This is a genomic window from Natronolimnohabitans sp. A-GB9 (assembly GCF_030848565.1).
Classification (GTDB): domain Archaea; phylum Halobacteriota; class Halobacteria; order Halobacteriales; family Natrialbaceae; genus Natronolimnohabitans.
This window is the reverse complement of the sequence record NZ_JAVDDV010000010.1, coordinates 93,613-118,566: the sequence shown is the minus strand read 5'-3', so window position 1 is coordinate 118,566 and position 24,954 is coordinate 93,613. Positions and strand designations below refer to the sequence as shown.

Genomic DNA, 24,954 nt, shown 5'->3' with positions numbered 1-24,954 from the left:
TGACCGAGTGGGGTGGTGTATGGACGTTGCGCTTGGTGGGACGTTCGACCCCGTCCACGATGGCCATCGACGGCTGTTCGAACGGGCGTTCGAACTCGGGGACGTGACTGTCGGTTTGACGAGTGACGACCTCGCACCGAAGACACGACACGTCGAGCGGTCCGTCAGGTCGTTCGACGAGCGCAAGGAGGCTCTCGAGGCCGAGCTCGAACCGTTCGCGGCCGAGTACGATCGCGAGTTCGAGGTCCGGTGTCTCGAGGAACCGACCGGAATCGCGACCGAACCACAGTTCGACTACCTGGTCGTCTCGCCGGAGACCAAAGACGGTGGGGAACGGATCAACGACATCCGTCGCGAACGGGGCTACGACCCCCTCGAGGTCGTCGTCGTTCCACACGTCCTCGCCGACGACGGCGATATCATCTCGAGTACCCGCATCGTTCGAGGCGAGATCGACGAACACGGAAACGTTCTCGAGGACGACGCGGAATCGGTAACCGACTGACCGGATCGCCATCGGTCTCGGGACACCCGGAAACGGGTCGCGGTCGTACTACGATAGCGTGTCGTCCGAGCAGACACCGACACCGACCCCAGGTGCTCCACCACCACCACCACCACCTTGCCGCCGACGGAAATCCGACGTCGCGTGTGGCCGTTTCGTTCTCGTATCGTACACTTACGACGGCTCAGTGACCGACTATTCGGCCGGAACGATCGAAACTGTCGGTCCAGTCTACGTATACTGCCGGACAGCAGTCAGTACTACCACCGTGGCGGCTCGAGTCCGGCTTGCTCGAGCAGTTCCTTCCATCGCGACTGGATCGAGAGCCGTGAGACGTCCGCCGCGTCGGCGACGTCGCTTTGCGTTCGTCCGTCGCCGGCGACGAGCGAGCCGGCGTAGACGCTCGCAGCGAGTACGGCCCGTTTCGAACGGTCCGCTTCGGGGACGTCCATCAGAAAGAGGTCGGCTGCGTAGGTGCGTGCGTCACTCGAGAGGTCGAGCCGATCGGCAATCTGCTCGAGTTCCTCGAGCCACTGTTCGTATTCGATCCGGTCCCGGGCACTGTGCATACGACGGGGTAACGGGGCGGCGCGGATAAAGCTACGCTCCGTTGTCACGTCGGAGATATGTTTTACCCTCTCGAACCGAATATTCAGTGAACAAACCCTCCAATCCGGTGCTACGCTGGACAACGTTCAGCTACGAACGACTAGTATAATTGACGACTACCGGATCGCGGACTAGGATACGACTACTAAAGCACCGCGTTCACCAACCGCTGGGTAGACAGTCGCCGTTCGGTTTCGGTGGACGCTATCCCGACATGAAAGAGCCAACCTGCAAGCTCGTCTGTACCGGTTGCGGCCTCGAGATGCCGTATCGGAACCGATCGCTGGCCGAACAAGCCGCGGAACTCCACCAGCTACGCGATTCGGAGCACGTGACGTTTATCGTGCCGCCGGACTGGTCGCCCGAGGAGCCAGTGAAACAGCAGTAGTTCGTATCGACAACTACTTACTCGATTCGTGAAAACGTAGGTGTGAGCGCGGGTAGCCAAGCTAGGCCAACGGCGCAGCGCTTAGGACGCTGTCCCGTAGGGGTCCGCCGGTTCGAATCCGGTCCCGCGCACTGAGCGAGTGAGCTTCGCGAACGAGCGAGGGAGCAGGACCGATTCGAACCCTGCAAGTCGCAGCACTCGAGCGTAGCGAGCGTGATCGTCTTGCTTCGGTTCGAATCCGGTCCCGCGCATGGTTCTGCGACGAGCAATACCGCGAGTCGCAGGTTCGGATCGGGGCGGATTCGCGGCCCAGAGGACGAGCGAAGCGATGTCCTCGCGGTTCGAATCCGGTCCCGCGCATGGTTCTGCGACGAGCAATACCGCGAGTCGCAGGTTCGGATCGGGGCGGATTCGCGGCCCAGAGGACGAGCGAAGCGATGTCCTCGCGGTTCGAATCCGGTCCCGCGCATGGTTCTGTGACGAGCAACGTCTCGAGCGGAGACTGCGTTCAGCGGGTCGAACTCGAGGAGTCACGGCCGTCGACGCCGTTTGTCTCGAGTGATACTACCGGACAAAACGATGCACACACCGATCGCACTCGAGACGCTGTCGCGGAACGCGACAGGCGTCGAGGCGCGATCGGGTGTTTACTGACTTTTGTCCGGAAGTATGAGGACGCTTGATACGGACTCCCGGACGTCATACTGTTGGATAGCACGATTCGACGATCGGTCGCGCGACTGCGGCCGTCCCGTGGGTGACGGCCGCGAGTTCGCGACCGATGTCTCACTGACTGCTGTCCGACAGTATCAGGCCCGGTGCAACCGCAGCCGGGTCGCGGTTGTGCTGGTACATCGGTACCACAATCCAGATGAGACAAGTCGTCGGCAAGCGGGCGAGATACCGCTGTTACGGCCAGATACTGTGAGGAAAACGACAGACACGCGTCAGACACCCCAAAACGCTTATTCGCGCGGGAACAGCTTGTATGATCAATGGCCGGGTTAGATGATGTGTTCGGAGATCTCTTTACCAGTGCGGATGCTGTCCTCCTCTTTTCACCGAGCGGATCGTTCCACGAGCGTTTCAGCGACGTCGACGGCGACTTCGACCTCGTCGTCGTCGGAACCGAAGACACCGTTGGCGCCGAGACGTTCGTCGAACTGCCACTCGCGTTCGACGACGTCAAAGAGCGGATCAAGTTCGCGATCGAGGGCGCCATCGAGCAGGACGTGATCGAGGACGGCGACGAGCTGGTGTGTGCGACCAACATGTTCGCCGACGGGGTCGACACCGTCTCTCGGGTCCGGGCGGACGCGGAGACACATACGGGGATCTACGATCTGTTCGTCAAGTCCCGCGCGGAGCCGGAGGTGATCAAGGCGGTGTTGGAGCTGGCGATCGAACTCGGTAAGAAAGGCCAGAAGGGAAAGCCCGTCGGCGCGCTGTTCGTCGTCGGCGACGCGGGCAAGGTGATGAACAAATCGCGCCCGCTGTCGTACAACCCCTTCGAGAAGTCCCACGTCCACGTCGGCGATCCGATCGTCAACGTCATGCTAAAGGAGTTCTCGCGGCTCGACGGCGCGTTCGTCATCTCCGATGCGGGCAAGATCGTTTCGGCGTATCGCTACCTCGAGCCGTCGGCGGAAGGCGTCGACATCCCGAAGGGGTTGGGTGCGCGGCATATGGCCGGGGGCGCGATCACACGCGACACGAACGCGATTTCGATCGTGCTCTCGGAGAGCGACGGGCTCGTCCGGGCGTTCAAGGGTGGCGAGCTCATCCTGGAGGTCGACCCGGAGGCGTACTGATATGGTAGAGTGGCAGACCCTCATCGAGGAGCCGGCCGTTATCGCCGCGGCGGTGTTGGCACTGGGGATTATCGTCGGCTATCTGGTCGGACGACTCAACGAGGAACTGCTGACTGCGTCGGGGGTTCCGGAGGCCGTCGAGGGAACGCCGTTCGAGCGCACCGCCCAGTCGATCGGCACCTCGACGGTCGAGATCGTCGCCCGATTGAGTTCGTGGTTCATCTACGGGATCGCAGTGTTGACGGCGATCCACATCGCGCAGTTACTCGACACGGAGGCGTTCTGGCTGCGGGTAACGGGCTTTATCCCCCAGCTGTTTATCGCCGTGCTCGTGCTCATTCTCGGCTTTATCATCGCGGACAAGGCGGAACTGGTCGTCAGCGAGTATCTTCGGGGCGTCAAACTCCCCGAAGTGTCGTTGATTCCGAAAGTCGTCAAATACTCCGTTCTCTACGTGACGCTCATCATCGCGCTTGGACAGGTCGGCGTCCACGTCATCGCGTTGCTCATCTTGCTGACGGTGTACGCCATCGGAATCGTCATCGTCGGCACCGTCGCCTTCAAGGATTTCCTGATCTCGAGTGCGGCCGGGATCTACCTGCTGTTGAACCAGCCCTACGGGATCGGCGACCGGATCCGGATCGGCGACCAGACGGGGATCGTCCAGGAGGTCGACCTCTTCGTGACGAAAATCGAAGACGACTCCGAGGAGTACATCGTCCCGAACCGGAAGGTGCTCGAGGACGGGATCGTCCGCATGCGTGACTAACGGACACGGAAATCCGTATCACTCCTCGAGATCCAGCGAGAGACCAGCGTGCCAGCGGTCGGCACCGACCTCGCGTTTGACGGCGTCCATCTTCGCGAGCAGGTGGGTCGCGAGCGTCGCGGTCTCTGCGGCGCGTGACTCACCTTCTGTCCGGAACTCGCCGGTCTCGCGGTTGGCGTAGACGGTACAGACCGCGCCGGCACGGAGGCCGTAGACGTTCGCGAGCGTCATGATGGCGCTTGCCTCCATCTCGATGTTCTTGACGTTCGCTTCCCTGAGCTGATCGACGAGTTCCGCGGAGCCGGCGGCCTGGAAGTCGTCGTAGCCTGGACGACCCTGGCCGGCGTAGAAGGAGTCGGCACTCATCGTAACGCCAGTGTGGTAGTCGTAACCCAGGTGCTCGGCTGCGGCGACCAACGCCGAGACGACCTCCTGGTCGGCAGTGGCGGGGTAGTCCTCGCGGACGTACTCCTCGCTGGTCCCCTCCTGGCGGACGGCACCGGTCGTGATCACGAGGTCGCCGACGTCCATCTCGGGCTGGATCGCGCCACAGGAGCCGACCCGGAGGAACGTCTCACAGCCGACACGGGCCAGCTCCTCGACGGCGATGGCGGCCGACGGGCTCCCGATCCCCGTGGAGGTGACCGAGATCGGCGTCCCCTCGGAGGTCCCCGTCGCCGTTCGGTACTCGCGGTGGTGGGCTACCATCTCGTGGTCGTCCCAGTGGGCGACGATCTTCTCGAGTCGCTCCGGGTTTCCGGGGAGGAGGACGGTCTCTGCGACGTCGCCGGGGCCGACCTCGAGGTGGTACTGGACGTCGGCGTTCGGATCTTCGCTGTCGCCGGTCATGTGCCCGGATGGGTTCGGGCCGGCACGGTATATAACTGCAGGGCCCGCGTACGACCCCCTATGGCACACGGAACCGACGACTGCGAAGGTGGTGGGGTGCTCGCCGACACCTACGTCGCCGCCATCCAACACGACCTCGTGGAGCTGCCGGCGGCGGCTACCCGCGTCGGCAACCGAAGCCCTCGAAGCGCTCCGTGACCGACTCGCCGACGGCGAATCGCTGGCGCTCGTCTGTTACGAAAACACCGAGCAGAAACGGTGTCACCGAACGATTCTCCGGGAGATCATCGAGGAACAGCGTCCCGGGAGCGACGCCGAGAGCGGCTGCAATCCGTCGAACTGATACGTGGTGCCAGGTTATCACACCGTGTGCACGAATTCGACCCCGACGAGCGGTCAGCCGACGAGATCTCGCGGTTCGTCAAAACCGTCGTCACGCCGCGGCCGATCGCCTGGATCAGCACGCAAAGTGCCGACGGCGTCGACAACCTGGCCCCGTTCAGTTCCTACAACTACGTCTCGCTGACGGAGCCGACGGTGCTTTTCAACACGCCCAACGGAGACCGCGACGAACTGAAGGATACGGCACGAAACGCCCTCGATACGGGCGAGTTCGTCGTCAACGTCGCCACCGAGCCCCTCCTCGAGGAGATGGACCACACGTCGGCGTCGCTTCCGCCCGAGGAGAGCGAGTTCGACCTCGCCGACGTCGAGCGCGCCGACTGTCGGACGGTGTCGGCCCCACGGGTCGCGGCGGCACCGATCTCGATGGAGTGTACGCTACACGACTCCCTCGAGGTCCACGACAAGCTGATGATCCTCGGCGACGTCGAGTACGTCCACGTCGACGAGGACCTGCTCTCCGATGGAAAACTCGACATGCGTGACCTCGACACTCTCGGTCGGCTCGGCGGTCCCTACTATACGGTCTCCGAGCCCGTCGAGTTCGAACGGCAGTTCTGAGACGGCACGGTGATACGGACTGCTGTTCCGACGTCTCGCCGATCGCCGACCCCGCGTGGCGATCGGCGGCCAGTGACGACAGGAGACCGTATGAGTTCGGGCGACACCGATCCGAGACGCCAAGAGGCCGTCGTGGCGGCGGGTACTACTCGAGCATCTCCTCAGTGATCGTATTCGGCAGGAGCTCGCCGAGCGTGTACTCACTCGGCTCGGCGTCCGCGCCCTCGTCACAGATCACGCGCAGGTCGTCGTCACAGAACTCGGCGAGGGTCTGACGACACATTCCGCAGGGAGTGACGCCGTCCTGTCGGCCGGAGCTAACCGCCAGCCGGGTAAAGTCGCGGTGGCCCCTCTTGACCGCGTCACTGATCGCGACCTCCTCGGCGTGGAGGCTGTTGCTGTAGTTGGCGTTCTCGAGATTGCAGCCGACGAAGACCTCGCCGTCTGTGGTCTCGATGGCGGCGCCGACGGGATACTCGGAGTACGGAACGTGGGCGGCCGATCGGATCTCGCGTGCGGCCTCGATCAGCGCCTCGGTCTCTTCGTCCATGGGCCCCGATAGACCGACAGCTGCCAAGAAGCCACCGACGACTACGTGCCATCCGCAAGTACGCGTTCGATCTCCTCGGCGGTGAATCCGGCTTCGGCCAGCACCTCGGCCGTGTGTTCGCCGTGGTCAGGGATCGGCCCTTCCGCAGAACCGTCAGTCGTGACCGGCGATCTGATCCCCGGCGTCGCCCCGCGGTCGACGAGCCCGCGCGCCTCGGTCTGGGGATGCTCGAGGGTCTCGCTCGGTGTTAACACGGGCTCGATCGGAACGTCTGGATCGTCGATGGCGGCCCACTCTTCGCGGGGTCGGCTCGCGAACAGCGCTTCGAGTTCCTCCCGGAGTGCAGCCTGTTTGGCAGGGTCGTCGGTGCCATGGACCGACTCGAGGTCCGGCCGGTCGGCGACGCGGCAGAACGCGGCCCAGAACTTCTCCTCGAGTGCGGCCAGCGTGACGTACCGCCCGTCGGCGGTCTCGTAGACGTCGTACCATGGGAGTTTGCCGGTCAAGGGCGTCTCACCCGGCCGGGGGTCGTCGCCGAGGATCGCGGGCAGGGTCACGACCTGGGAGGCCGAAAGGACGGCGTCGGTCAGCGAGAGGTCCAGAGCGGTGCCGGATCCGTCTCCTAACTCCCGCGAGAGCAGCGCCGAGACGATCGCAAAGGCTCCGGTTATCCCGCCGACCATGTCCGCGATCGGGTAGCCGGGGATCTCGGGTGAGGCGTCGGAATCTGCGCGGGTCATATCGAGCAATCCCGCGAGACCAACGTAGTTCAGGTCGTGGCCGACTCGATCGCGGTAAGGGCCGTCCTGGCCGTACCCCGAGAGTGAACAGTAGACCAGTTCGGGGTTGTACTCGCGGACGTTGTCGTAGCCGATTCCTAACCGCTCTGTGACGCCGGGGCGGAAGCTCTCGACGAGGACGTCCGCGTCCTCAAGCAATCGGTAGAACGTCTCCTTCCCACCGTCGCGTTTGAGATCGAGCGTTACGCTACGTTTCCCGCGATTGACGGCCGCAAAGACCGCACCGGTTCCGTCCTCGGTCTTCGGCGGGAGCTCTCTGGCGTAGTCGCCGACCTCGGGATCTTCGATTTTGATCACGTCCGCTCCGAGGTCTGCGAGCAACTGGGTTGCGTACGGCCCGGGCAGCAAGCGCGTCAGATCGAGAACGCGCACGTCATCGAGTCGCATACGCTCGTCGACACGGACGATCCCTAAAATTGTACCGAAGTTGACAGTCTGGGAGAGTTACTCGACGTCGACGATCGCGGTCTCGATGACCTCGCGGGCGTCGGCGACCAGTTCGTCGACGGCGTCGCTTTCGGCGTAGAGGCGCACGTAGGGTTCGGTACCGCTCGGTCGGACGAGGATCCAGGAGGCGTCCTCGAACTCGAGGCGGACACCGTAATCGGTGTCGACGTCTGCGTCGGGGAACGTCGCAGGCAGGTCGTTTTCGAGAGCGGCCATCGCGTCGGCCTTGCGCTCGTCGGGACAGTCGACACTGACTTTCCGGTAGGGGCGTTCGGTGACCGGTTCCCGCAGCGTGTCGGTGTCGCCGGCGTCGGCGACGAGCGCGGCGACGACGGCAGCACTTACGACGCCGTCGATCCAGCCGCCAAAGCGGGTGTGGATGTGTTTCCAGGGCTCGGCGGCGAAGACGATCGCCGTCCTGTCGGTGCCTGCACTGCGCTCTCGAGCGATCCCCTCGTGGAGCGCGCCGAGACGGACGCGTTCGACGCGCCCGCCGGCCTCGCGGACCCGTTCGTCGATCCGGGCGGAAGCGTTGGGCGTCGTCACGACGACGGGGTCGTCCGCGTCGCTGGTGGCGGTGTAGCGTTCGGCGACGACGGCAAGGATCGTATCCTCGTGGATCACCTCACCGTCGGGGCCGAGGACGACCAGCCGGTCGGCGTCGCCGTCGTGGGCCAGCCCGAGATCGAACGCACTCGCCTCGAGGAAGGCGGCGAAGTCGGTCAGCGTCTGCGGGGTCGGCTTGCTCTCGCGGGCGACGAAGTGGCCATCGACGTTGGCGTTGGCTGCGACGACGTCGGCACCGAGACGCTCTAAGACCTGTGGCGTCGCGAGCGATCCCATTCCGTTACCGCAGTCGACGGCGATCGAGAGGTCAGCCAGAAGGTCAGTCGCGTCCGAATCGGACGTCTCGTCGACGTCGGCGCCGAACGCCGTCCGAACGTAGGAGACGACGGCATCGAGATATCGGTCGAGTATCTCGAGGTCGTTCGATCGGCCCCACTCGTCCCAGCGTGCAAGCGCCGGCGTGGCGTCGCTGTCGGCCGCAAGCTGGTCCTCGATGGTCCGCTCGGCGGTGCGGTCGTACTCGACGCCGTCGGCAAAGAGTTTGATCCCGTTGTCTTCGGGTGGGTTGTGACTCGCCGTGAGCATCACACCCTGGCGGCCACGCGAGGCGAAGGCGAGCGTCGGCGTCGGCACCTGGCCGAGTCGGACGACGTCCGCGCCGGCGCTCTCGAGGCCGGCCTCGACCGCCGCGGCGAGTGCCGGCCCGGTCTCTCGTCCATCGCGGCCGACGACGAACTCGGCGCCGGGTTCGCCGGCGGCCTGCCCGACAGTGAGCGCCAGCGACGGCGTGATCTCCTCGACTGGACCGCGGATCCCTGCAGTCCCGAACAACGTCATATGGGGCCGTTCCGCGAGCAACTACTTATACTGCCGGACAACGGTCAGTCAACGGTGTTGTTCGGCAGTGATAACGGTGACAGCACTCGAGCGGGAGAACTCTCGAACGGAGGGCGCCGATGGAATCGGTCGCTGCGAACCGTCACATCGATGCACACGGAAGACAGTCGATACGCCGTCGTTCTGCCCAGTGATGACCGGAGCTGTCCCTGCCCGTCGGGTCGGTCAAACGGCGCTCGTGTGGTGCGGTGTGGATACTGTCGAACAGTACTATTCGTCGGGGAGATCGTCGATGAGGACGACGGCCTCGCCGTTGATGACCGTCGCGTCGTCGTCTTCGTTCCGGATGACCGTCTCGAGTCGGTACTGGCCGTTGCCCAGTTCCTCGACGATCTCGACGCGGGCGGAAACGCGGTCACCGATACCGACCGGACCGCTGAACTCGAGATCCTGAGAGAGGTAGATGGTGAGCCCGGGCAGTCGCGCCAGCGCGGCGCTGATGAGCCCGGAGACGAGCGTACCGTGGACGATCCGTTCGCCGAAGCGGGTCTCGGACGCGAACGCCTCGTCAAGGTGGAGTCGGTTCGTGTCTCCGCTGACGTGAGCGAAGGCTCGGACGTCGTCCTCGCTGAGTTCCTTCTCGAACGTGACGGTGTCACCGACGGAGATCTGGTCGGCCTCGTCGACGGTTCGGTCGAACTGCCAGTCCAGCGAGGAGTGGTCGATCGACGGGATCGGCGGCTCGACCGCCTCCTCGTCGGTGCCGTTCGAGGAATCCGTCGCCAGCATCGCCGACATGGCCGCCCGGTTCGCAGCGGTCGCGCTCTGGAGGAACGTCTGTGTCATCGCCGTCCACGCGTCAGTCATGGCAGCGAGGTTGCGCTTCGCAGCGTTCTGGTGGGACATCTACATATCGGTAGGTGAGTCATCATTATGACTTCTTTGGCTTCACAGTTCACTGTTACTCAGTCTCATCGCTAGTAGTTTATCACTAGAGGGGCTCTCGAGCCTGAATTACCACAATACGCGATAACGGCCACGATCGCCGGCAACTGCTCGAGTACGGAATCTGAGTTCATTGACCGTCGCTAGAGAACAACTGTTGCCATCAGAAACCATTCAATGGTATAGAGCGGAAAACCTTATATGTGGAGAGCACGTTGGTTTGTGTGATGACGGACGACTCCGATCGATCGCTCTGGTTCCCCCCTGCGATGTTCACCGAACAGATGCAGGAGGCGGGCGAGCAGGTCGCCGAATCCCAGCAGGAACTGATGAAGCAGCTGATGCAGGCCGGCGGTTCGAACCCCTTCGATGTCGGGTCGAGCCTCGGACCGATGAACATGGGTACGGCGACGTTCAAAGCCCGTGTCCAGAGCGGCGGTCGGATCAGCATTCCCGGCCCGGAACGGGAAGCCCTCGACATCGAAGAGGGAGATATCGTCCAGACGATCGTCGTCCCAGTCAAACGAAACCGCGAGAAAGACCAATGACTCAGAACCCATTCACCGCCGTCTTCGACGCTCAGCGCACCGCACTCGAACAGTCCCAGAGCCTCACTCACGACGCCATCGAGGCCCAGAAGGTCTCGATGAGCGCCTTCGGTGACGCCGTCGAATCCTCGGGCGCACTCGCCGAGTCCAACGCCGAACTGACAAAAGGCGCCGTCCACGCCTACTTCGACGCCCTCGAGGCGACGATGCCCGAGGAAGCCGCCGAGTTCGACGAACTGCGTGAACTCGTCGACGAAGGCTTCGAGTCGGCCACCGAGGCCCAGTCCCAGTCGCTCGAGGCGATGGTCGACGCCATCGAGGAGTCCGAAGCCGCCTACGACGAGTTCGCCGCCAGCTACGCCGAAGTCGTCGACACCTCCTTCGACGCGTTCCTCGAGGCACACGGACAGATGGAGGAGAACGTCTCCTCCGTCGCCGAAAACGTCGAGGGCGCCGCCGAAGAGATCGACATCTCGGCATAGACTACAACCGACCCCAGCCTTTTCACAGGCGCCGTTCGATTTTATCACGATGACAGATTCACAGCCCCAGGCGCAAAACTGGAACGCGGTCGTCGAACAGTGGAACGAACAGTTCCTCGAGGCACTCGAGGAGAACATGGAAGCACAGGCCCAGTTCGTCGAGAGCTGGTCGGATGCCGTCGGCGAGGTCACCGAGGAGAACGAACTCTCCGACGGCGTCGAGGGGTATGCGCGGGCCTACGAGACGTGGATGAACGCCTCCCAGCAGATGGTCGATCGGGTAAACGACAGTCTGGAAGGCGAGGACGTCGACGTTGATGAGTTCCGTGACATCTGGCTCAACACGGCCAACGAGGCGTTCAAAGACGTCATGTCGACGACCGCCTTCGCGAAGATGACCGGCGAGACGGTCGGCGACGTCCTCGAACTCCAGCAGCAGGCCGACGAGGCATCCCAGGAGACCCTGCGGTCGATCGGCTTCGCGACCGAGGAGGACGTCGTCGAAGTCGGTGACCGACTGGTGGAACTCGAGCGCCGCCAGCACGCCGTCGAGCAGAAACTCGACCGCGTTCTCGAACACCTCGAAGACGAGCAATGAACAATCCATTCGCCACCGCTCTGAACGTGCAACGGCAGGCCTGGGAGGCGACCGCCAACCTGGCCGACAAGAGTTCGGTTGCGCCGGAGCGAACCGAGACCCTCGAGAACGTCGAGGTCGGACAGACGCCGAGTGAAGTCGTCTACGAGGAGAACAAGCTCGAACTGCTCCACTACGAGCCGCTGACGGAAGAACAGTACGACGTTCCGATTCTGATCACGTACGCGTTGATCAACAAGCCGTATATCCTCGACCTACAGCCCGACCGCTCGGTCGTCCAGACGTTACTCGAGAACGGCTTCGACGTCTACCTGATCGACTGGGGTGAGCCCTCGAAGCTCGATCGCACGCTGGGGCTCGACGACTACGTCAATCGCTACATCGACAACTGCGTCGACGTCGTCCGCGAACGCTCCGGCCAGGATGCGATCAACCTCCTCGGCTACTGTATGGGCGGCACGATGTCGGCCATGTACGCCTCCCTGTACCCCGAGAAGATCAGAAACCTCGGTCTGATGGCCGCTGGCCTCTGTTTCGCCGGCGAGGGCGGCGTCCTCGAACTCTGGGGCAGCGAGGACTACTACGAGCCCGATACCGTCACCGAGACGTTCGACAACGTCCCTGCGGAGTTTTTAGACGTCGGCTTCGCGTTGATGGACCCCGTCGCGAACAACGTAACGAAGTACGTCCGGTTCTACGACAACGTCGATGACGAGGACTTCGTCGAGAACTTTGCCCGGATGGAACGCTGGCTCGACGAGGGGATCGACGTCGCCGGCAGGGCCTACGAGGAGTTCCTCCGCGACATCTACCAGGAGAACAAACTCTACAACAACGAACTCCACCTGAACGGCGAGCACGTCGACATCACGAACATCGACATGCCCGTCCTCCAGATCGTCGCGGAGTACGACCACCTCATCCCACCGGGAGCCTCCAAGCCGTTCAACGAGATCGTCGCCTCCGACGACACCGAGATCATGGAGTTCGCGACGGGCCACATCGGAATGTCGGTCTCCTCGCGGAGTCACGACGAACTCTGGCCCGACGTCTGCGAGTGGTTCGAGGAGCGCTCGGCCGTCGAAGACGAACCGGAAGACGTCGAGAGCGAACCCGAGACACCCGATCCGGACGCCCAAGACGCAGCGTTCGTCGAGGACACCGCCGGCGACGAGACCGGTCCCGCGGACCTCACCGACGGCGGTTCGGGCCTCGAGACCGAGACCGAGACCGAACCCGACGAGATGACACTGGACGACGATTTCGTCGACGAGGTCACCGACGAGGACGTCGACGTCGCGGCCGACGACGAGACCGACGATCTGACCGATCTCAACGGTGTCGGAGAGGCCTACGCCACCGACCTGGCCGACGCCGGCATCGAGACGTTCGAGGAACTCGCCGACGCCGACGCCGCCGACCTGGCTACCGAGACCGGGATCTCGCCCAACCGACTCGAGGACTGGATCGACCAGGCCAGCGACCGGTAGAGGGCACGACTGGATCCGTCCGATGGCGGACTCCCGTCACCGATCTACCGTTGTCGGTTCCTTATTGAGTGTTGATATCTAACAGGACGTTATTTATCACGGGACGTTGAACGGTCGACCTATGTCCATGGAAGGGCGAACCTGCGTTATCACTGGTTCAGCGCGCGGTATCGGTCGGGGTATCGCGGAGTACCTCGGAGAGGAAGGTGCAAACGTCGTGGTCAACTATCGGTCGTCGGAGGCGGCGGCAGAGGAGGCCGTCGACGCGATCGAGACTGCAGGCGGCAGCGCCGTCGCTGCCCAAGCCGACGTCGCAAACCGCGAGGAAGTCGAACACATGCGCGAGGTCTGTCACGAGGCGTTCGGTCCCGCCGACGTGTTGGTCAACAACGCCGGCATCACCGCCGACGAGCAGTTCACGGAGATGACCCGCGAGGAGTGGGACCGGGTTATGGACGTCAACCTCGGCGGGATGTTCAACTGCACCCAGGAGTTCTTCGACGACATCTGGAACGCCGACGAAGGCCGCCTCATCAACATCTCGAGCGTCGTCGGGAAACAGGGCAACTTCGGCCAGGCGAACTACGCCGCCGCGAAAAGCGGCATGTTCGGTTTCACGCGAACGATCGCCCTCGAATTCGCCAAGGGCGGCTCGACGGCCAACTGTGTCGCACCCGGCTTTACGCGTACGGACATGGTCGAAAACGTTCCGGACGAGGTCTTAGAGCGGATCGTCGCCGGCATTCCACTCGAGCGCCTCGCGGAAGTCGAAGACATCGCCGCAGTCGTGCGGTTTCTCGCCAGCGAGGAGTCGTCGTACGTCACCGGCGAAGTGATCGACGTCAACGGCGGGATGGATCTCTGACCGTCCCGGATATCCGCTCTTGACCGTCTCCCACAGCTGAAGCTGTGGGCCTGCGCTCGCTGCATATCAGCACGAGCTGCTCTCCCTCGCCGTTATTGCTCGCCGCCTCGTTCGTAGACGATATCCAGAAACTCCTCGAGGGCGGCGTTGAACGCCCGAGGTTGCTCGAGCATCGCGAGGTGGGCTGCGCCCTCGAGTTCGGCGATCCAGGCGTCGTCGATCTCCTCTGTGAGGGACTCGTGATACCGTGGCGGCGTCAATCGATCGTGTTCCCCGTAGATTGCAAGCGTGGGAACGTCGATCGCCGAGAGCTCGCCGCGGACGTCGAACTGGTGGCAGGTCAGGAAGTCCCGATAAGTGACTGCCTGTCCCGTCTCGTACAGCTGGGCTTTCGACTCCTCGCATAGGTCCGGCTCGGGGTCGTAGAAGAGCCGCTTCGGTTCGTGGAGGAACTCGACCGCGCGTTCGAAATCGTTCTCGAGCCACTCGAGGAGGTCCTCAAGGACGCCGAGTCGAGCGCCCGTCCCAGTCAGGATCGCCGCGTCGAGGTCGGGATCGCGTTCGGTCAGGATGTGCATAACGACGGCCCCTCCGAGCGAATTGCCCACCAGAACGCGGCTGTCGGTGGCCTCGACGACGGACAGGATGTCGTCGGCATACGCCGATAGCGTCGAGTACCCCGGCTCGGCGTCGATGTCTTCGGAGTCGCCGTGACCGCTTAGGTCGAGCGTGATGACGGGGTTGCGATCAGCGAGGCGATGCTGGGACGCCCAGACGTCACGCGAACCGCCGCTTCCGTGGACGAAACAGATCGGTGGACCGTTCCCGCCGCGATCGGCGACCTCGTAGGCCGTCTCCCGGCCGTGATGTGAGACAGTCTCCATACGTCTACGAACGAGGGGGATGGGCTTAAACGCTCGAGGCAGTTTGCGGTTCGCTCACTGGCCTTCGTCACCAGACGGCTGCCACGACGAATCGATTCAGACGGGGACACGTGGATAGCGGCGATGGCAACACGTTCTCTCGAGGGGTCATTCGAGACCCCGATTCGGTGTGAACTACGAACAGTGTTCTTTCTTCGAAAGCGCTCCCGTCCCCGACCCATCCGAGTAAAGATTTATATGTTAGTAGTGCTTACCTTGGGTTAGTTGGATCATGACTCTCGACCAATTCACCCGCGACGAAGGAGTGGTTGCACGCCAGTACGAGTACGACGATGGCTCGGTACTGGCCGTCGACTTCGGGGCCGAACACCCCGAGGCCTCGGTCGACGTCGCCGACGACACGGTTATCGTCGTCGTCGAGAGCACGGACCGTTCGGACGACGGGTCGCCCGAAGGCGACGAGCAGTACGAACTCGAGCTCCCCGAGGGCGCAGACGACGCGCACACGTTTATGAAAAACGGGGTCCTCACTATCGAAGTGGAGGGCGATCTATGAAACTTACTGTCAAACCACTGAAACAGAAGGACGCAGGGCGTGGACTGGCCGCGATCGATCGCGTCTCGATGCGCGAACTCGAACTCGAGAACGGTGACTACATCGTCATCCGAGGCAGCGGCGATAGTCAGGCCGTCGCCCGCGTCTGGCCCGGCTATCCCGAGGACGAAGGACGAGGGATCGTCCGGATCGACGGCCGGCTCCGCCAGGAGGCCGACGTCGGGATCGACGACCGCGTCGAGATCGAACCCGCGGACGTCAACCCGGCCAAATCGGTCACGGTCGCGCTCCCGCAGAACCTCCGCATTCGCGGGGATATCGGCCCACTCGTTCGCGACAAACTCTCCGGTCAGGCCGTCGCCGAGGGACAGACGGTCCCGTTCTCGCTGTCGTTCGGCCCGATGGCCAGCTCCGGCCAGTCGGTACCGCTGAAGATCGCGAGCACCTCGCCGTCGGGAACCGTCGTCATCACGGACTCGACGAACATCGAAATCTCCGAGACGCCGGCCGAACAGGTCAGTGCCGGCGGCGGCGCCTCGCCCGAGGGCGTTCCGGACGTCACCTACGAGGACATCGGCGGCTTAGACAACGAACTCGATCAGGTCCGCGAGATGATCGAGCTGCCGATGCGCCACCCCGAACTGTTCCAGCAACTCGGCATCGAACCGCCCAAAGGCGTCCTGCTACACGGCCCGCCGGGCACCGGGAAGACCCTGATGGCGAAGGCCGTCGCCAACGAGATCGACGCCCACTTCGAGACGATCTCCGGGCCGGAGATCATGTCGAAGTACTACGGTGAGAGCGAAGAGCAGCTCCGAGAGGTCTTCGAAGAGGCCGAGGAGAACGCGCCCGCGATCATCTTCATCGACGAACTCGACTCCATCGCCGCCAAGCGCGAGGAGGCCGGCGGCGACGTCGAGCGACGCGTGGTCGCACAGCTCCTCTCGTTGATGGACGGTCTCGAGGAACGCGGACGCGTCACTGTCATCGCCGCGACGAACCGCATCGACGATATCGATCCTGCGCTCCGCCGTGGCGGTCGGTTCGACCGCGAGATCGAGATCGGCGTCCCGGACAAAGACGGCCGTCGGGAGATCCTGCAGGTCCACACCCGCGGGATGCCCTTAGAGGAGCAGATCGACCTCGAGCGCTACGCCGAGAACACCCACGGCTTCGTCGGCGCCGACTTAGAGAGCCTGACCCGTGAGGGTGCGATGAACGCCCTGCGTCGGATCCGTCCCGACCTCGACCTCGAGGAAGACGAGATCGACGCGGAGGTCTTAGAGTCGCTGCAGGTCACGGAGGATGACTTCAAGGAGGCCCTCAAGGGCATTCAGCCCTCCGCGATGCGAGAGGTCTTCGTGGAGGTCCCCGACGTCACCTGGAACGACGTCGGTGGCCTCGGGGACACCAAAGAACGGCTGCGCGAGACGATCCAGTGGCCACTCGACTATCCCGAGGTCTTCGATCAGATGGATATGGAGGCTGCCAAGGGCGTGCTCATGTACGGTCCGCCGGGGACCGGCAAGACGCTGCTCGCCAAAGCAGTGGCCAACGAGGCCCAGTCGAACTTCATCTCGATCAAGGGCCCCGAGCTGCTGAACAAGTACGTCGGCGAGTCCGAGAAAGGCGTTCGCGAGATCTTCGAGAAGGCGCGGTCGAACGCCCCGACCGTGATCTTCTTCGACGAGATCGACTCCATCGCCGGGGAACGCGGCCGCCAGCAAACCGATTCCGGCGTCGGTGAGCGCGTCGTCTCCCAGCTGCTAACCGAACTCGACGGGCTTGAGGAACTCGAGGACGTCGTCGTCATCGCGACGACCAACCGGCCGGACCTGATCGACTCGGCCCTGCTCCGTCCCGGCCGACTCGACCGCCACATCCACGTCCCCGTCCCCGACGAGGACGCACGCAAGAAGATCTTCGACGTCCACACTCGCAACAAACCGCTTGCCGACGCGATCGATCTCGACTGGCTCGCCGCGGAGACCGACGGCTACGTCGGCGCAGACATCGAGGCGGTCTGTCGCGAGGCGTCGATGGCCGCCAGCCGCGAGTTCATCAACTCGGTCGACCCCGAGGAGATGGACGACACCATCGACAACGTCCGCATCAGCACGGAACACTTCGAGCACGCACTCGAGGAAGTCAACGCGAGCGTGACCGCCGAGACTCGCGAGCGCTACGAGGAGATCGAAGCGGAGTTCGACACCGCCGAACCGGCCCAGGAACAGGACCAGCTCGGCCGCACCTTCCAGTAAGGCGCGCCTCGGTCGTATCGTCCTGTTTTATACTGCCGGACAGAACTATTCTGACTCTCCCGTCGTCACTGACCGTCGATCACAGACCTCGTGCTGGCGATCGGCGGGACAGCAGTCCGTATCAATCGTCGGCAGCGGCAGTCTCCGGTGGTTCTGACTGGCCGTCGCTTGGCGACGGACGGACCAGCAGTTTGAGCGCAATCGCGGCTCCGAGCAGTGCGATGACGGAGAGCACCCCGAAGAACGCAGCCGTCGTCGTGTGATCGAGTAGGTAGCCGCCGATGGCGATACTGATCGCACCCAGGCCGAACATCCCGAGGTAGGTGTAGCCGTAGGAGAGCCCGCGTGTGTCCGGCGGCGTGTAGACCGCGACGGCCTCCTGGTAGAACGGTTCGATCGCAAACAGCGCGAAGCCAAGGACGCCACAGTACAGCAAGATGGCGACGAGACCCATATTCGAGATCGGGACGAACACCGGTGCGAGGACGGCGAGGGCAACGAAAACGGCGACCAGGCCGCGCGAGACGGCCACCCGACTGGTCAGTTTCCCCCCGACGTACTGGCCCGCCATCCCGGCGACCAGCAGGCCGACGTAGAAGTAATCGCCGAGCGAGAGCTCCTCGAGGCCGGCCGGCGGTTCGATCCCCTCCATCGCCGGGAGCCCGTGGAGCAGCTCCGGCAGGTAGGTGAGCACGCCCCGATAGTAGAGGCCGACGATCGTGACGACTGCAAAGACCAACAGAAACGACCCCGCGAACAGCGAGCGGGTGTTCGAGCGAAACGCGGCCCCCGACAGCGAGCCCGTCGCGTCGGCGCCGTCGTCGTCGGTCGCGGCAGTCGGATCGAACTCGAGTCGCAGGCCGTAGACGGCCGCGAGCAGTCCGGGCACGGCGAGTGCGACCGCGACGAGACGCCACTCGAAGACGAGCAACAGCGTCGCGGTCGCGAAGGGACCAAGCGCGATACCGACGTTGCCGGCGATGCCGTGCCAGGCGAAGACCGTTCCCCGTTCCTCGACGCCGGTGCTGATGAGCGCGAGCCCGGCTGGGTGGTAGATGCTAGCGACGATCCCCCAGACGAGCAGGCTGGCCGCGACGGCGTAGATCGACGGTGCAAGCGCAAGCGTCGCAAACGCGAGGCTCATGCCGGCGAGACAGAGCAAGACGAGGCGTCGCGGGCCGTACCGATCGACCAGCAGTCCCGCGGGTAACGCGCCCAGACCGAACGGCGCATACCCCAATGCGACGACGAAGCCGACCAGTGCAACGCTGACGTCGAAGACGGCGAGCCACACTACGAGCAGGATCGGAATCGCCAGTTCGAACCAGTGGACGATCCCGTGTGCGAGCATCGTAAACGTCGCAATCGCTCTGTCGTTGTCAGCGAGTGTCATTCCGAGTTCGGCAGTCGATACTAGCCCGTCCGGTTCGGGCTACTTAGCGGCTCGGAAAGGCCGACGTTTTGCAGGAGCCGACGACGTGTCCACACCGGCCGACCGGGATTCGAAGACGTCCTCGAGGAAAGCCGAACGCTCGCGTCAGACGACTGCTGTACCGCTGTCTCGCCGCTCGCTGACTCCGCGTGGCGATCGGCGGGACGCGACGACAGGGGACCGTATCAGGGCCTGGCTTCGGGCGTCGACGCCTCAAGGTCCGCGAGTACCTCCTCGGCGTGACCCTCGGGAGAGACGCCACTGTAGGCGGCCTCGACGTCGCCGTCCGGACCGACGACGTAGGTGTTACGGAAGACGCCGTCGAACGTGTTCCCGAACAGCTGTTTCTCGCCGTAGGACTCATACAGCGTCGCGACCTCGCCGAACTCGTCGGAAAGCAGGTCGAACGTGAGGTCGTGGTCCGCGGCGAAGGTCTCGAGGTCGTCGACTGGATCGTCGCTGATGCCGACGATGGAGACGTCGTGCTCGTCGAACGCGGCCTTCGCGTCCTCGAACTCGCGTGCTTCGGTGGTGCAGCCGTCGGTGTTCGCCCGCGGATAGAAGTAGACCACGAGTCGTTCGCCCTCGAAATCGGAGCGCCGGACGGGCTCGCCGTGCTGATTGGGCAGTTCGAATTCGGGTGCTTCGTCGCCGACGTCGAGCATGGCCGTGTGTTCGCGACGGCCGTTGTATGCGTTGTGGTTTCGCCCCGATCGTGTTCGAGTATCGACGCGTTTCGTTCTGAGACGAGCAATTTCGCCGGCGTTCTCCACCGCGTCGCTTCAGTCGCCGCGTTTCCACTCGACGTCCGACAGCGACTTGTCAGGCGGTTTCGCGTCGACGACCTCGAGGGGGCGGCGCTCCCCGTGCCGATCGAAGGCTGCGAACGAGCGATCGCCGAGTTCCCACGGCGGAACGGCGACGAAGATCACCTCCGCGAGGTCGTCGCGTTTGGTTACCTCGAGTTCCCGGACCGGGTGGGAAACGAACTGCCCCTGTGCCTGACGGGCGGGGGTTGAGAGGTCGACGCCGAAGACCGCGTTGACGGGGTTGCCGGGATCGGGGAGATAAAAGTCGGTAAAGACGGGTGTCTCCGGCGGCAGGTCGTCGGCGCCGTCGAGGTCGTCTGCAGGCGTAATCGAGACGCCGGTCGCCACGCGGTCGGGGTCGGCGTCGCTTGCCAGATCGAGCAGAACGTCGACGAGGGCACGCGTGATGTAGACCACAGTCGTCGTACACACCGATCGTAGTTAGTTGTATGCCCGATTCACAGCAGCGTCGACTCGGTTCACACTGGCAGGAACTGTCGAACCGCCTTCGCGTACACCACCGGCGCCCCGCGGAGCGCGTTTTCGAGGGCCGTCTCGAGGGCCGTCGGTGCGTCCGTCATGATACCCTCGCCGTGGCCGACCAGGATCCGTTCGGGAGCGAAGCCGCCGAGTTCCGACCGCGGCGGAACCGGCCGGCGCATCGGGTGGACGCCGAGCCGTTCGCTACTGGTGCGGAAGTAGTCGGCGGTGCCGACGGATTCGGGAACGACGAGCGTCCCATCGTCAGGGTTGTAGAGTGCGACCTCCTTCCAGAGGCGGTTGTCGACGACCGTGTGGGCCTCGAGCCCGCTATCCGAAAGCTCGGCCGAAAAGCGCGCGACGGGAGCCTCGAGGTCCTCGCTGACGCCGTCGAAGATATCGGGGAGGTAGACGGGGACGTTGTGACGGTCCGCGATCGCTGCAGCGTCGCGCGTGTGACGATCGAGTAGGACGACGACCCCGGTTACGTCGCCGAACTCGGCGACCAACTCGTCGACACCCGCGGCGTCGACGGGATCGACGAGCCAGACGTCGCCGTCGATCGCGAGGGCGTGGCTCGCTCGCTGCATCGTCTCCTCGGGGTGGGCGATCCACCCCACGCCGCCGTCGAAGCGGTCGATCTCGCGGAACTCGGTCGCACGTTCGTCGACGCGAAACGTCATGTCGGATGCTACGGCTGCTGTAGTGATAAACGTGGGTCGCCGAGACGGCCGCGGGCCGCTGCCGGCGACGCTTCTATGTCCCTGCTCCGAGTACGTTCGGCCATGCTCACTGGGCTGTCCTGGCTCGCTCTCGAGGTCAAATACCTCGAGCGCGCGCGGTCGTTCTACGAAGAGACGCTGTCGATGACCGTCACCGACGAACGCGAGGACGAACTCGTCTTTGCCGCCGGCGAGACCGACCTCGTCTGCCGACGACCCGACGGCGTTCCGCGGGGCGGGCTCCACACCCATTACGCGTTCTCGATCCCCGAAGCGGAGTACGACGACTGGTGGGACCGTTTGAGCGAAGAATACGATCTCGAGGAGATGCAGTTCGGCCCCGCCAGGTCACTGTACTGCTACGATCCGGACGGCAACTGTGTCGAACTCGGTCAACGAGACGTCGACGGGCCAGGAATCGACGGGATCTTCGAGGTCGTCCTCGAGGTAGCGGATCTCGACCGGTCGGAGGCGTTTTACACCGAACTCGGATTCGAGACGGTCGACGTCGGTGACGACCGCAAGCGCGTTCGCATGGCCGGGCCGATGGCGCTGGAGTTGTGGGAGCCCCACTTGGGAATCGCCGACGCTCGCGGCGGCGTCCACGTCGATCTCGGATTCGAGACCAGCGAGCCGACGGCAGCGCTCGAGGCGATCTCCGACGATGTCCGACAGGTCGATTCCGTCGACGACGAGCGGGTCGTCGTCCGCGATCCGGACGGCCACGCCCTGACGTTTACGATCTGACGACACGACCGATCGTGTGTCCGTCCCGCAAGCGACCCTGCTGAGTGCAAGCCCGCCGCTTATCGATGCCAGGGCTGTCCACTCTCATGGATCACCATGAGCATCGACTCGACCGACGACCTCTTCGTCTCCGGACTGAAACACGCCTACTACACTGAACAACGCCTCGTCGACGCCCTCGAGGAACTCGAGGAGTTTATGAGCAACGACCCAAGCGACGAGGCCTGTGACCGGTTCAACATCGCCGCCGGCCAGAAATCCGAACACTACGAGATCGCCACCTATGGTAACCTCATCCCGATGGCCGACCAGCTCGGGATGGACGACGTCGCCGACACCTTAGAGCAGACGCTACGGGAGGAACAGGACGAACTCGACACCCTCTCGGAGTACGGCGAACAGTTCGACTACGGCGAGCTCGAGGCCTCGGACTGAAGTCGACGCGGCCACGAGACCCACGTGTCTTTTTCTGTTTGACCGCCGTTCGACGCCAAGCGCGGCGCTCGAGGACAGTTAGAGTCGATCCGTGTTCACGTCGACGCCGGGCGGCGTCACGAGCAGAAAGCCACGGAAGTGAACGAGGCTTCCGCCCGCCTCCTTGACGTCGCGGGCAAAGCCAGAGGCCAGATCGTTGACATCGCCTTCGACGTTGAGTATCAAGACGTTACCCTTCGAGACCGCCTCGAACCACTCCTCGGCCGGTGTCGTCCCGTCGAGGACGCCGAGAACGATGCTGCCCTCGATCTCGAGTTCGTCGTCGATGTGCTCCTCGACGGTCCGGAGGTCGAGGTCGAATTCGCTCATACGGGGTGGGTCGAACCGATACGAGAAAAACGTTCGCCTCTGTGGAGTGGTCAGCGATCCGAACAGTGAGACGGTCCCCTGTCGTCACGTCCTGGCGGTCACAGACCCCGTGTGGCGATCGGCGGAACATCGGTACAGTAGCCCTGATACGGATTGCTGTAACGATGTACCGGCGCAACCGCAGCCCGGGTCGCGGTTGCACCGGTACCGACTTACAGTAGTCCGTATGACTCCAAGGGACTTTACGCGTCCGCGTCGGTCACTAGCTGTGGATTCTAACGACGTGCGACGACAGTGGGCGGACCGTTCCGGGGAGTTTTCGCCGGCGTACTACGCCTACTACGGGCCGGACGAAACGAGTGACGTTCTGCGCGGAACGTTCGAGCAGCATCTCGAGCGAGACGCATCCGTCCTGGAACTGGGCTGTAGTTCGGGCCGTCACCTCTCACATCTCTACGACGCCGGGTTCGAGGCGCTTTCGGGGATCGAACTCAACGACGACGCCATCGACGTCATGGAAGACGTCTACCCGGCGCTCGCAGCCGAGGGGGAGTTCTATCTGACCGCTATCGAAGACATCGTCGCCGATTTCGAGGACGATCAGTTCGACGCGGTCTACTCGGTGGAGACGCTCCAGCACCTCCATCCGGACGCCGAATGGGTCTTCGACGAACTGGCCCGGATTACGGGTGAGGTACTCGTCACTGCGGAAATCGAGGGTGACGCGGGGAGCGAGGACGCGGACGATCATACGTCCTCGAGCGAGCCGAACGTGAACTACGTCAACGATGATTTTCCGCTCTATCACCGCGACTGGAGCGCGGTTTTCACCGATCGCGGATTCGTCGAGGTCGACGTCCAGTCGACCAAACGAGACACGATCCGGACGTTCCGGCCGACGGCGAGCCGAACCGACCGCTGACGACGGCTGGCCGGCGGTCCGTCTCAGTCCTGTGGAAACTCCTTCAAGAACCCACGGAACTCGGTGTGGTGGGCCTCCTCGTCGGCGAGAATGGTTACCGCGACGTCTTCGGTGACGGGGTCGTTCGCCTCCGAGGCAGCCTCGTGGAGCGCGCGGTAGGTCTCGATCGCATCGTCCTCGGCCTCGAGAACGCCCTCGATGACCGACTGGACGTCGGTCGTGTCTTCAGGTGGCTGAAGACTGTGCTGGCTGGCCTCGAACCCCTCGGAGCCGGGCGGTGACTCGTCGAGTTGTTTCAGACGCTCGCCGAGCAATCGCGCGTGATCGAGTTCCTCCTGGATGTCCTCCTCGAGGCTCTCTTTGACCTCCTCGGCGTGGATCCCGTCGAGAACGATCGCGTTCGTCAGGTAGTTCATCACGGTCTCGAGTTCGTCGACGTAGGCCTCTTTGAGGAGGTCGGTGATCTCGTCGGACGTCATAGGCCCGTTTCCACGAGGAGGATAAAAACTGTATCACCCGCGCGTGCCTGTTCCGTACACTCTTGCCCGCTCCGGCCCAACGACACTCCATGCGCGACCTCGACGACACTGACCTCGAGATCCTCGAGTTACTCACCGAAGACGCCCGGCGGCCGTACAAGGAGATCGCAGAGCAAGTCGGCTTGACGCCGCCGGCCGTCTCGGACCGCATCGCACGCCTCGAGGATCAGGGGATCATCCAGGGGTTTACGATCGACATCGATCGGGAGAAACTGCGTGGCGACGTCTCCGTTCTGGTCGAACTCGAGGCCGAGCCCGACGCCGTCGACGACGTCTACGCGAGCGCGATCGAACTTCCGGGCGTCGACACGGTCGCTGAAGGGATGGACGGGCGTGTGCTCGTCCGGGCGACGGTATCCGACGCGGCGACGCGGTCGTGGCTCGAGTCCGAGATCGACTTCGACCGACTCGACGGCTACGACGTCACGCTGCTTGCTCGCTCGGATCGGGTCGTCGGACTCTCTGCGGCTGGGTTCTCCCTCGAATGTGTTGTCTGCGGGAAGACGGTCACCGGTGACGGCGTCACGGCGACGATCGACGACGAGGTGAAGACGTTTTGCTGTCCGTCCTGTGAGGATCGGTACGTCACCGAGTACGAGTCACACCGCGATGCCCTCGAGTGATCGAGCCGCCCTCGAAACCGAACAGTGACGGAGAACACGCGCTGTTCTCGGATGAACGGCCACCGATAGTCGATATAGGACGATATCCAGACAGTCGATCGCGCACTCAGGACGTGTTTTCGTGCAAACGTCCACTGGGGTGCGCGCGCCAG

General features: G+C 63.7%; 29 protein-coding genes, 1 tRNA gene and 1 pseudogene. 18 read left to right on the top strand and 13 right to left on the bottom strand.

From position 1 onward, the window contains the following. Window positions 1–19: 19 nt before the first annotated feature. Window positions 20–505 (top strand): phosphopantetheine adenylyltransferase, encoded by a 486-nt coding sequence (locus RBH26_RS14105; protein ID WP_306759005.1) that lies wholly within the window; start codon window positions 20–22, stop codon window positions 503–505. A gap of 260 nt (window positions 506–765) precedes the next feature. Here the strand turns inward: RBH26_RS14105 and RBH26_RS14100 are convergent, their stop codons facing one another. Then, the gene (locus tag RBH26_RS14100; protein ID WP_306759004.1) at window positions 766–1,074 is read right to left on the bottom strand and encodes a transcription initiation factor IIB family protein; all 309 of its coding nucleotides are present in this window, start codon (window positions 1,072–1,074) and stop codon (window positions 766–768) included. Between the two features lie 254 nt (window positions 1,075–1,328). Here RBH26_RS14100 and RBH26_RS14095 point away from each other — a divergent pair, with 254 nt between their 5' ends. From RBH26_RS14095 to RBH26_RS14080, 4 genes are all read left to right on the top strand, one after another. Beyond that, window positions 1,329–1,502 carry a hypothetical protein gene (locus RBH26_RS14095; protein WP_306759003.1) on the top strand — a complete coding sequence of 58 codons (174 nt, stop codon included), beginning with the start codon at window positions 1,329–1,331 and terminating at the stop codon, window positions 1,500–1,502. Window positions 1,503–1,548: 46 nt separating this feature from the next. Continuing rightward, window positions 1,549–1,633 (top strand) — tRNA-Leu (locus RBH26_RS14090). An 864-nt stretch (window positions 1,634–2,497) separates the two neighbouring features. Then, window positions 2,498–3,313, top strand: a complete 816-nt coding sequence (gene dacZ / locus RBH26_RS14085; protein WP_306759002.1) for a diadenylate cyclase DacZ — start codon at window positions 2,498–2,500, stop codon at window positions 3,311–3,313. A gap of 1 nt (window position 3,314) precedes the next feature. Continuing rightward, entirely contained in the window at window positions 3,315–4,082 is a 768-nt protein-coding gene (locus RBH26_RS14080) for a mechanosensitive ion channel domain-containing protein (protein WP_306759001.1), read from the top strand. Between the two features lie 18 nt (window positions 4,083–4,100). Here RBH26_RS14080 and RBH26_RS14075 read toward each other — a convergent pair whose 3' ends face one another. Then, the gene (locus RBH26_RS14075; protein WP_306759000.1) at window positions 4,101–4,931 is read right to left on the bottom strand and encodes a nucleoside phosphorylase; all 831 of its coding nucleotides are present in this window, start codon (window positions 4,929–4,931) and stop codon (window positions 4,101–4,103) included. A gap of 60 nt (window positions 4,932–4,991) precedes the next feature. Between RBH26_RS14075 and RBH26_RS14070 the strand changes: the two are divergent. Further along, window positions 4,992–5,274 (top strand): annotated as a pseudogene (locus RBH26_RS14070) (hypothetical protein). 26 nt (window positions 5,275–5,300) lie between these two features. Then, complete coding sequence (locus tag RBH26_RS14065; RefSeq protein ID WP_306758998.1) at window positions 5,301–5,894, top strand: flavin reductase family protein; 594 nt, start codon at window positions 5,301–5,303, stop codon at window positions 5,892–5,894. Window positions 5,895–6,039: 145 nt separating this feature from the next. On the opposite strand, the gene cdd is transcribed toward RBH26_RS14065, so the two are convergent. The 4 genes from cdd to RBH26_RS14045 all read right to left on the bottom strand — a co-directional run bounded on the left by cdd (window position 6,040) and on the right by RBH26_RS14045 (window position 10,001). Beyond that, entirely contained in the window at window positions 6,040–6,444 is a 405-nt protein-coding gene (gene cdd, locus RBH26_RS14060; protein ID WP_306758996.1) for a cytidine deaminase, read from the bottom strand. Window positions 6,445–6,485: 41 nt separating this feature from the next. After that, the gene (locus RBH26_RS14055) at window positions 6,486–7,631 is read right to left on the bottom strand and encodes a CaiB/BaiF CoA-transferase family protein (RefSeq protein WP_306758995.1); all 1,146 of its coding nucleotides are present in this window, start codon (window positions 7,629–7,631) and stop codon (window positions 6,486–6,488) included. 57 nt (window positions 7,632–7,688) lie between these two features. Continuing rightward, window positions 7,689–9,095, bottom strand: a complete 1,407-nt coding sequence (locus tag RBH26_RS14050) for a phosphomannomutase (protein WP_306758993.1) — start codon at window positions 9,093–9,095, stop codon at window positions 7,689–7,691. A 270-nt stretch (window positions 9,096–9,365) separates the two neighbouring features. Continuing rightward, window positions 9,366–10,001, bottom strand: coding sequence for a MaoC family dehydratase (locus RBH26_RS14045; RefSeq protein ID WP_306758991.1), 636 nt, complete (start codon window positions 9,999–10,001; stop codon window positions 9,366–9,368). Between the two features lie 266 nt (window positions 10,002–10,267). On the opposite strand from RBH26_RS14045, the gene RBH26_RS14040 reads away from it, so the two are divergent. The 5 genes from RBH26_RS14040 (at window position 10,268) to RBH26_RS14020 (ending at window position 14,023) form a co-directional block, all read left to right on the top strand. Beyond that, window positions 10,268–10,588, top strand: a complete 321-nt coding sequence (locus RBH26_RS14040; RefSeq protein WP_306758990.1) for an AbrB/MazE/SpoVT family DNA-binding domain-containing protein — start codon at window positions 10,268–10,270, stop codon at window positions 10,586–10,588. Beyond that, window positions 10,585–11,070 (top strand): hypothetical protein, encoded by a 486-nt coding sequence (locus RBH26_RS14035; RefSeq protein WP_306758989.1) that lies wholly within the window; start codon window positions 10,585–10,587, stop codon window positions 11,068–11,070. Before RBH26_RS14040 ends, RBH26_RS14035 begins: the two co-directional genes overlap by 4 nt. Before the next feature lie 49 nt (window positions 11,071–11,119). Next, window positions 11,120–11,668 carry a poly(R)-hydroxyalkanoic acid synthase subunit PhaE gene (locus tag RBH26_RS14030; protein ID WP_306758987.1) on the top strand — a complete coding sequence of 183 codons (549 nt, stop codon included), beginning with the start codon at window positions 11,120–11,122 and terminating at the stop codon, window positions 11,666–11,668. Beyond that, window positions 11,665–13,158 carry a class III poly(R)-hydroxyalkanoic acid synthase subunit PhaC gene (gene phaC, locus RBH26_RS14025; RefSeq protein ID WP_306758986.1) on the top strand — a complete coding sequence of 498 codons (1,494 nt, stop codon included), beginning with the start codon at window positions 11,665–11,667 and terminating at the stop codon, window positions 13,156–13,158. The genes RBH26_RS14030 and phaC overlap by 4 nt, the downstream gene beginning before the upstream one ends. 121 nt (window positions 13,159–13,279) lie before the next feature. Further along, window positions 13,280–14,023 (top strand): beta-ketoacyl-ACP reductase, encoded by a 744-nt coding sequence (locus RBH26_RS14020; RefSeq protein WP_306758985.1) that lies wholly within the window; start codon window positions 13,280–13,282, stop codon window positions 14,021–14,023. 92 nt (window positions 14,024–14,115) lie between these two features. On the opposite strand, the gene RBH26_RS14015 is transcribed toward RBH26_RS14020, so the two are convergent. Continuing rightward, window positions 14,116–14,907, bottom strand: a complete 792-nt coding sequence (locus RBH26_RS14015; protein ID WP_306758983.1) for an alpha/beta hydrolase — start codon at window positions 14,905–14,907, stop codon at window positions 14,116–14,118. 271 nt (window positions 14,908–15,178) lie between these two features. On the opposite strand from RBH26_RS14015, the gene RBH26_RS14010 reads away from it, so the two are divergent. Then, the gene (locus tag RBH26_RS14010) at window positions 15,179–15,463 is read left to right on the top strand and encodes an Hsp20/alpha crystallin family protein (RefSeq protein WP_306758981.1); all 285 of its coding nucleotides are present in this window, start codon (window positions 15,179–15,181) and stop codon (window positions 15,461–15,463) included. Continuing rightward, complete coding sequence (locus RBH26_RS14005) at window positions 15,460–17,724, top strand: CDC48 family AAA ATPase (RefSeq protein ID WP_306758979.1); 2,265 nt, start codon at window positions 15,460–15,462, stop codon at window positions 17,722–17,724. The genes RBH26_RS14010 and RBH26_RS14005 overlap by 4 nt, the downstream gene beginning before the upstream one ends. 121 nt (window positions 17,725–17,845) lie before the next feature. On the opposite strand, the gene RBH26_RS14000 is transcribed toward RBH26_RS14005, so the two are convergent. The 4 genes from RBH26_RS14000 to RBH26_RS13985 form a co-directional block, all read right to left on the bottom strand. After that, entirely contained in the window at window positions 17,846–19,117 is a 1,272-nt protein-coding gene (locus RBH26_RS14000) for an MFS transporter (RefSeq protein ID WP_306758977.1), read from the bottom strand. Window positions 19,118–19,341: 224 nt separating this feature from the next. Beyond that, complete coding sequence (locus RBH26_RS13995) at window positions 19,342–19,821, bottom strand: peroxiredoxin (protein WP_306758976.1); 480 nt, start codon at window positions 19,819–19,821, stop codon at window positions 19,342–19,344. A 117-nt stretch (window positions 19,822–19,938) separates the two neighbouring features. Then, window positions 19,939–20,382, bottom strand: coding sequence for a hypothetical protein (locus tag RBH26_RS13990; RefSeq protein WP_306759046.1), 444 nt, complete (start codon window positions 20,380–20,382; stop codon window positions 19,939–19,941). A gap of 62 nt (window positions 20,383–20,444) precedes the next feature. After that, window positions 20,445–21,128, bottom strand: a complete 684-nt coding sequence (locus RBH26_RS13985; protein ID WP_306758975.1) for a hypothetical protein — start codon at window positions 21,126–21,128, stop codon at window positions 20,445–20,447. A gap of 102 nt (window positions 21,129–21,230) precedes the next feature. On the opposite strand from RBH26_RS13985, the gene RBH26_RS13980 reads away from it, so the two are divergent. Further along, window positions 21,231–21,914 (top strand): VOC family protein, encoded by a 684-nt coding sequence (locus tag RBH26_RS13980; RefSeq protein WP_306758974.1) that lies wholly within the window; start codon window positions 21,231–21,233, stop codon window positions 21,912–21,914. A gap of 96 nt (window positions 21,915–22,010) precedes the next feature. Next, window positions 22,011–22,349, top strand: coding sequence for a DUF892 family protein (locus RBH26_RS13975; RefSeq protein WP_306758972.1), 339 nt, complete (start codon window positions 22,011–22,013; stop codon window positions 22,347–22,349). 78 nt (window positions 22,350–22,427) lie between these two features. Here the strand turns inward: RBH26_RS13975 and RBH26_RS13970 are convergent, their stop codons facing one another. Continuing rightward, window positions 22,428–22,718, bottom strand: coding sequence for a DUF5779 family protein (locus RBH26_RS13970; protein ID WP_306758971.1), 291 nt, complete (start codon window positions 22,716–22,718; stop codon window positions 22,428–22,430). A 268-nt stretch (window positions 22,719–22,986) separates the two neighbouring features. Here RBH26_RS13970 and RBH26_RS13965 point away from each other — a divergent pair, with 268 nt between their 5' ends. Further along, window positions 22,987–23,640, top strand: coding sequence for a class I SAM-dependent methyltransferase (locus RBH26_RS13965; protein WP_306758970.1), 654 nt, complete (start codon window positions 22,987–22,989; stop codon window positions 23,638–23,640). Between the two features lie 23 nt (window positions 23,641–23,663). On the opposite strand, the gene RBH26_RS13960 is transcribed toward RBH26_RS13965, so the two are convergent. After that, the gene (locus RBH26_RS13960) at window positions 23,664–24,119 is read right to left on the bottom strand and encodes a ferritin-like domain-containing protein (protein WP_306758969.1); all 456 of its coding nucleotides are present in this window, start codon (window positions 24,117–24,119) and stop codon (window positions 23,664–23,666) included. An 89-nt stretch (window positions 24,120–24,208) separates the two neighbouring features. Between RBH26_RS13960 and RBH26_RS13955 the strand changes: the two genes are divergently transcribed. Next, complete coding sequence (locus tag RBH26_RS13955) at window positions 24,209–24,802, top strand: AsnC family transcriptional regulator (RefSeq protein ID WP_306758968.1); 594 nt, start codon at window positions 24,209–24,211, stop codon at window positions 24,800–24,802. Window positions 24,803–24,954: the final 152 nt, after the last annotated feature.

Excerpts from the sequence above, each read along its gene's own strand:
- RBH26_RS14105 (WP_306759005.1), top strand. The coding sequence starts at position 20 with ATGGACGTTGCGCTTGGTGGGACGTTCGACCCCGTCCACGATGGCCAT.
- RBH26_RS14100 (WP_306759004.1), bottom strand. The coding sequence starts at position 1,074 with ATGCACAGTGCCCGGGACCGGATCGAATACGAACAGTGGCTCGAGGAA.
- RBH26_RS14095 (WP_306759003.1), top strand. The coding sequence starts at position 1,329 with ATGAAAGAGCCAACCTGCAAGCTCGTCTGTACCGGTTGCGGCCTCGAG.
- dacZ (WP_306759002.1), top strand. The coding sequence starts at position 2,498 with ATGGCCGGGTTAGATGATGTGTTCGGAGATCTCTTTACCAGTGCGGAT.
- RBH26_RS14080 (WP_306759001.1), top strand. The coding sequence starts at position 3,315 with ATGGTAGAGTGGCAGACCCTCATCGAGGAGCCGGCCGTTATCGCCGCG.
- RBH26_RS14075 (WP_306759000.1), bottom strand. The coding sequence starts at position 4,931 with ATGACCGGCGACAGCGAAGATCCGAACGCCGACGTCCAGTACCACCTC.
- cdd (WP_306758996.1), bottom strand. The coding sequence starts at position 6,444 with ATGGACGAAGAGACCGAGGCGCTGATCGAGGCCGCACGCGAGATCCGA.
- RBH26_RS14055 (WP_306758995.1), bottom strand. The coding sequence starts at position 7,631 with ATGCGACTCGATGACGTGCGCGTTCTCGATCTGACGCGCTTGCTGCCC.
- RBH26_RS14050 (WP_306758993.1), bottom strand. The coding sequence starts at position 9,095 with ATGACGTTGTTCGGGACTGCAGGGATCCGCGGTCCAGTCGAGGAGATC.
- RBH26_RS14045 (WP_306758991.1), bottom strand. The coding sequence starts at position 10,001 with ATGTCCCACCAGAACGCTGCGAAGCGCAACCTCGCTGCCATGACTGAC.
- RBH26_RS14040 (WP_306758990.1), top strand. The coding sequence starts at position 10,268 with ATGACGGACGACTCCGATCGATCGCTCTGGTTCCCCCCTGCGATGTTC.
- RBH26_RS14035 (WP_306758989.1), top strand. The coding sequence starts at position 10,585 with ATGACTCAGAACCCATTCACCGCCGTCTTCGACGCTCAGCGCACCGCA.
- RBH26_RS14030 (WP_306758987.1), top strand. The coding sequence starts at position 11,120 with ATGACAGATTCACAGCCCCAGGCGCAAAACTGGAACGCGGTCGTCGAA.
- phaC (WP_306758986.1), top strand. The coding sequence starts at position 11,665 with ATGAACAATCCATTCGCCACCGCTCTGAACGTGCAACGGCAGGCCTGG.
- RBH26_RS14020 (WP_306758985.1), top strand. The coding sequence starts at position 13,280 with ATGTCCATGGAAGGGCGAACCTGCGTTATCACTGGTTCAGCGCGCGGT.
- RBH26_RS14015 (WP_306758983.1), bottom strand. The coding sequence starts at position 14,907 with ATGGAGACTGTCTCACATCACGGCCGGGAGACGGCCTACGAGGTCGCC.
- RBH26_RS14010 (WP_306758981.1), top strand. The coding sequence starts at position 15,179 with ATGACTCTCGACCAATTCACCCGCGACGAAGGAGTGGTTGCACGCCAG.
- RBH26_RS14005 (WP_306758979.1), top strand. The coding sequence starts at position 15,460 with ATGAAACTTACTGTCAAACCACTGAAACAGAAGGACGCAGGGCGTGGA.
- RBH26_RS14000 (WP_306758977.1), bottom strand. The coding sequence starts at position 19,117 with ATGACACTCGCTGACAACGACAGAGCGATTGCGACGTTTACGATGCTC.
- RBH26_RS13995 (WP_306758976.1), bottom strand. The coding sequence starts at position 19,821 with ATGCTCGACGTCGGCGACGAAGCACCCGAATTCGAACTGCCCAATCAG.
- RBH26_RS13985 (WP_306758975.1), bottom strand. The coding sequence starts at position 21,128 with ATGACGTTTCGCGTCGACGAACGTGCGACCGAGTTCCGCGAGATCGAC.
- RBH26_RS13980 (WP_306758974.1), top strand. The coding sequence starts at position 21,231 with ATGCTCACTGGGCTGTCCTGGCTCGCTCTCGAGGTCAAATACCTCGAG.
- RBH26_RS13975 (WP_306758972.1), top strand. The coding sequence starts at position 22,011 with ATGAGCATCGACTCGACCGACGACCTCTTCGTCTCCGGACTGAAACAC.
- RBH26_RS13970 (WP_306758971.1), bottom strand. The coding sequence starts at position 22,718 with ATGAGCGAATTCGACCTCGACCTCCGGACCGTCGAGGAGCACATCGAC.
- RBH26_RS13960 (WP_306758969.1), bottom strand. The coding sequence starts at position 24,119 with ATGACGTCCGACGAGATCACCGACCTCCTCAAAGAGGCCTACGTCGAC.
- RBH26_RS13955 (WP_306758968.1), top strand. The coding sequence starts at position 24,209 with ATGCGCGACCTCGACGACACTGACCTCGAGATCCTCGAGTTACTCACC.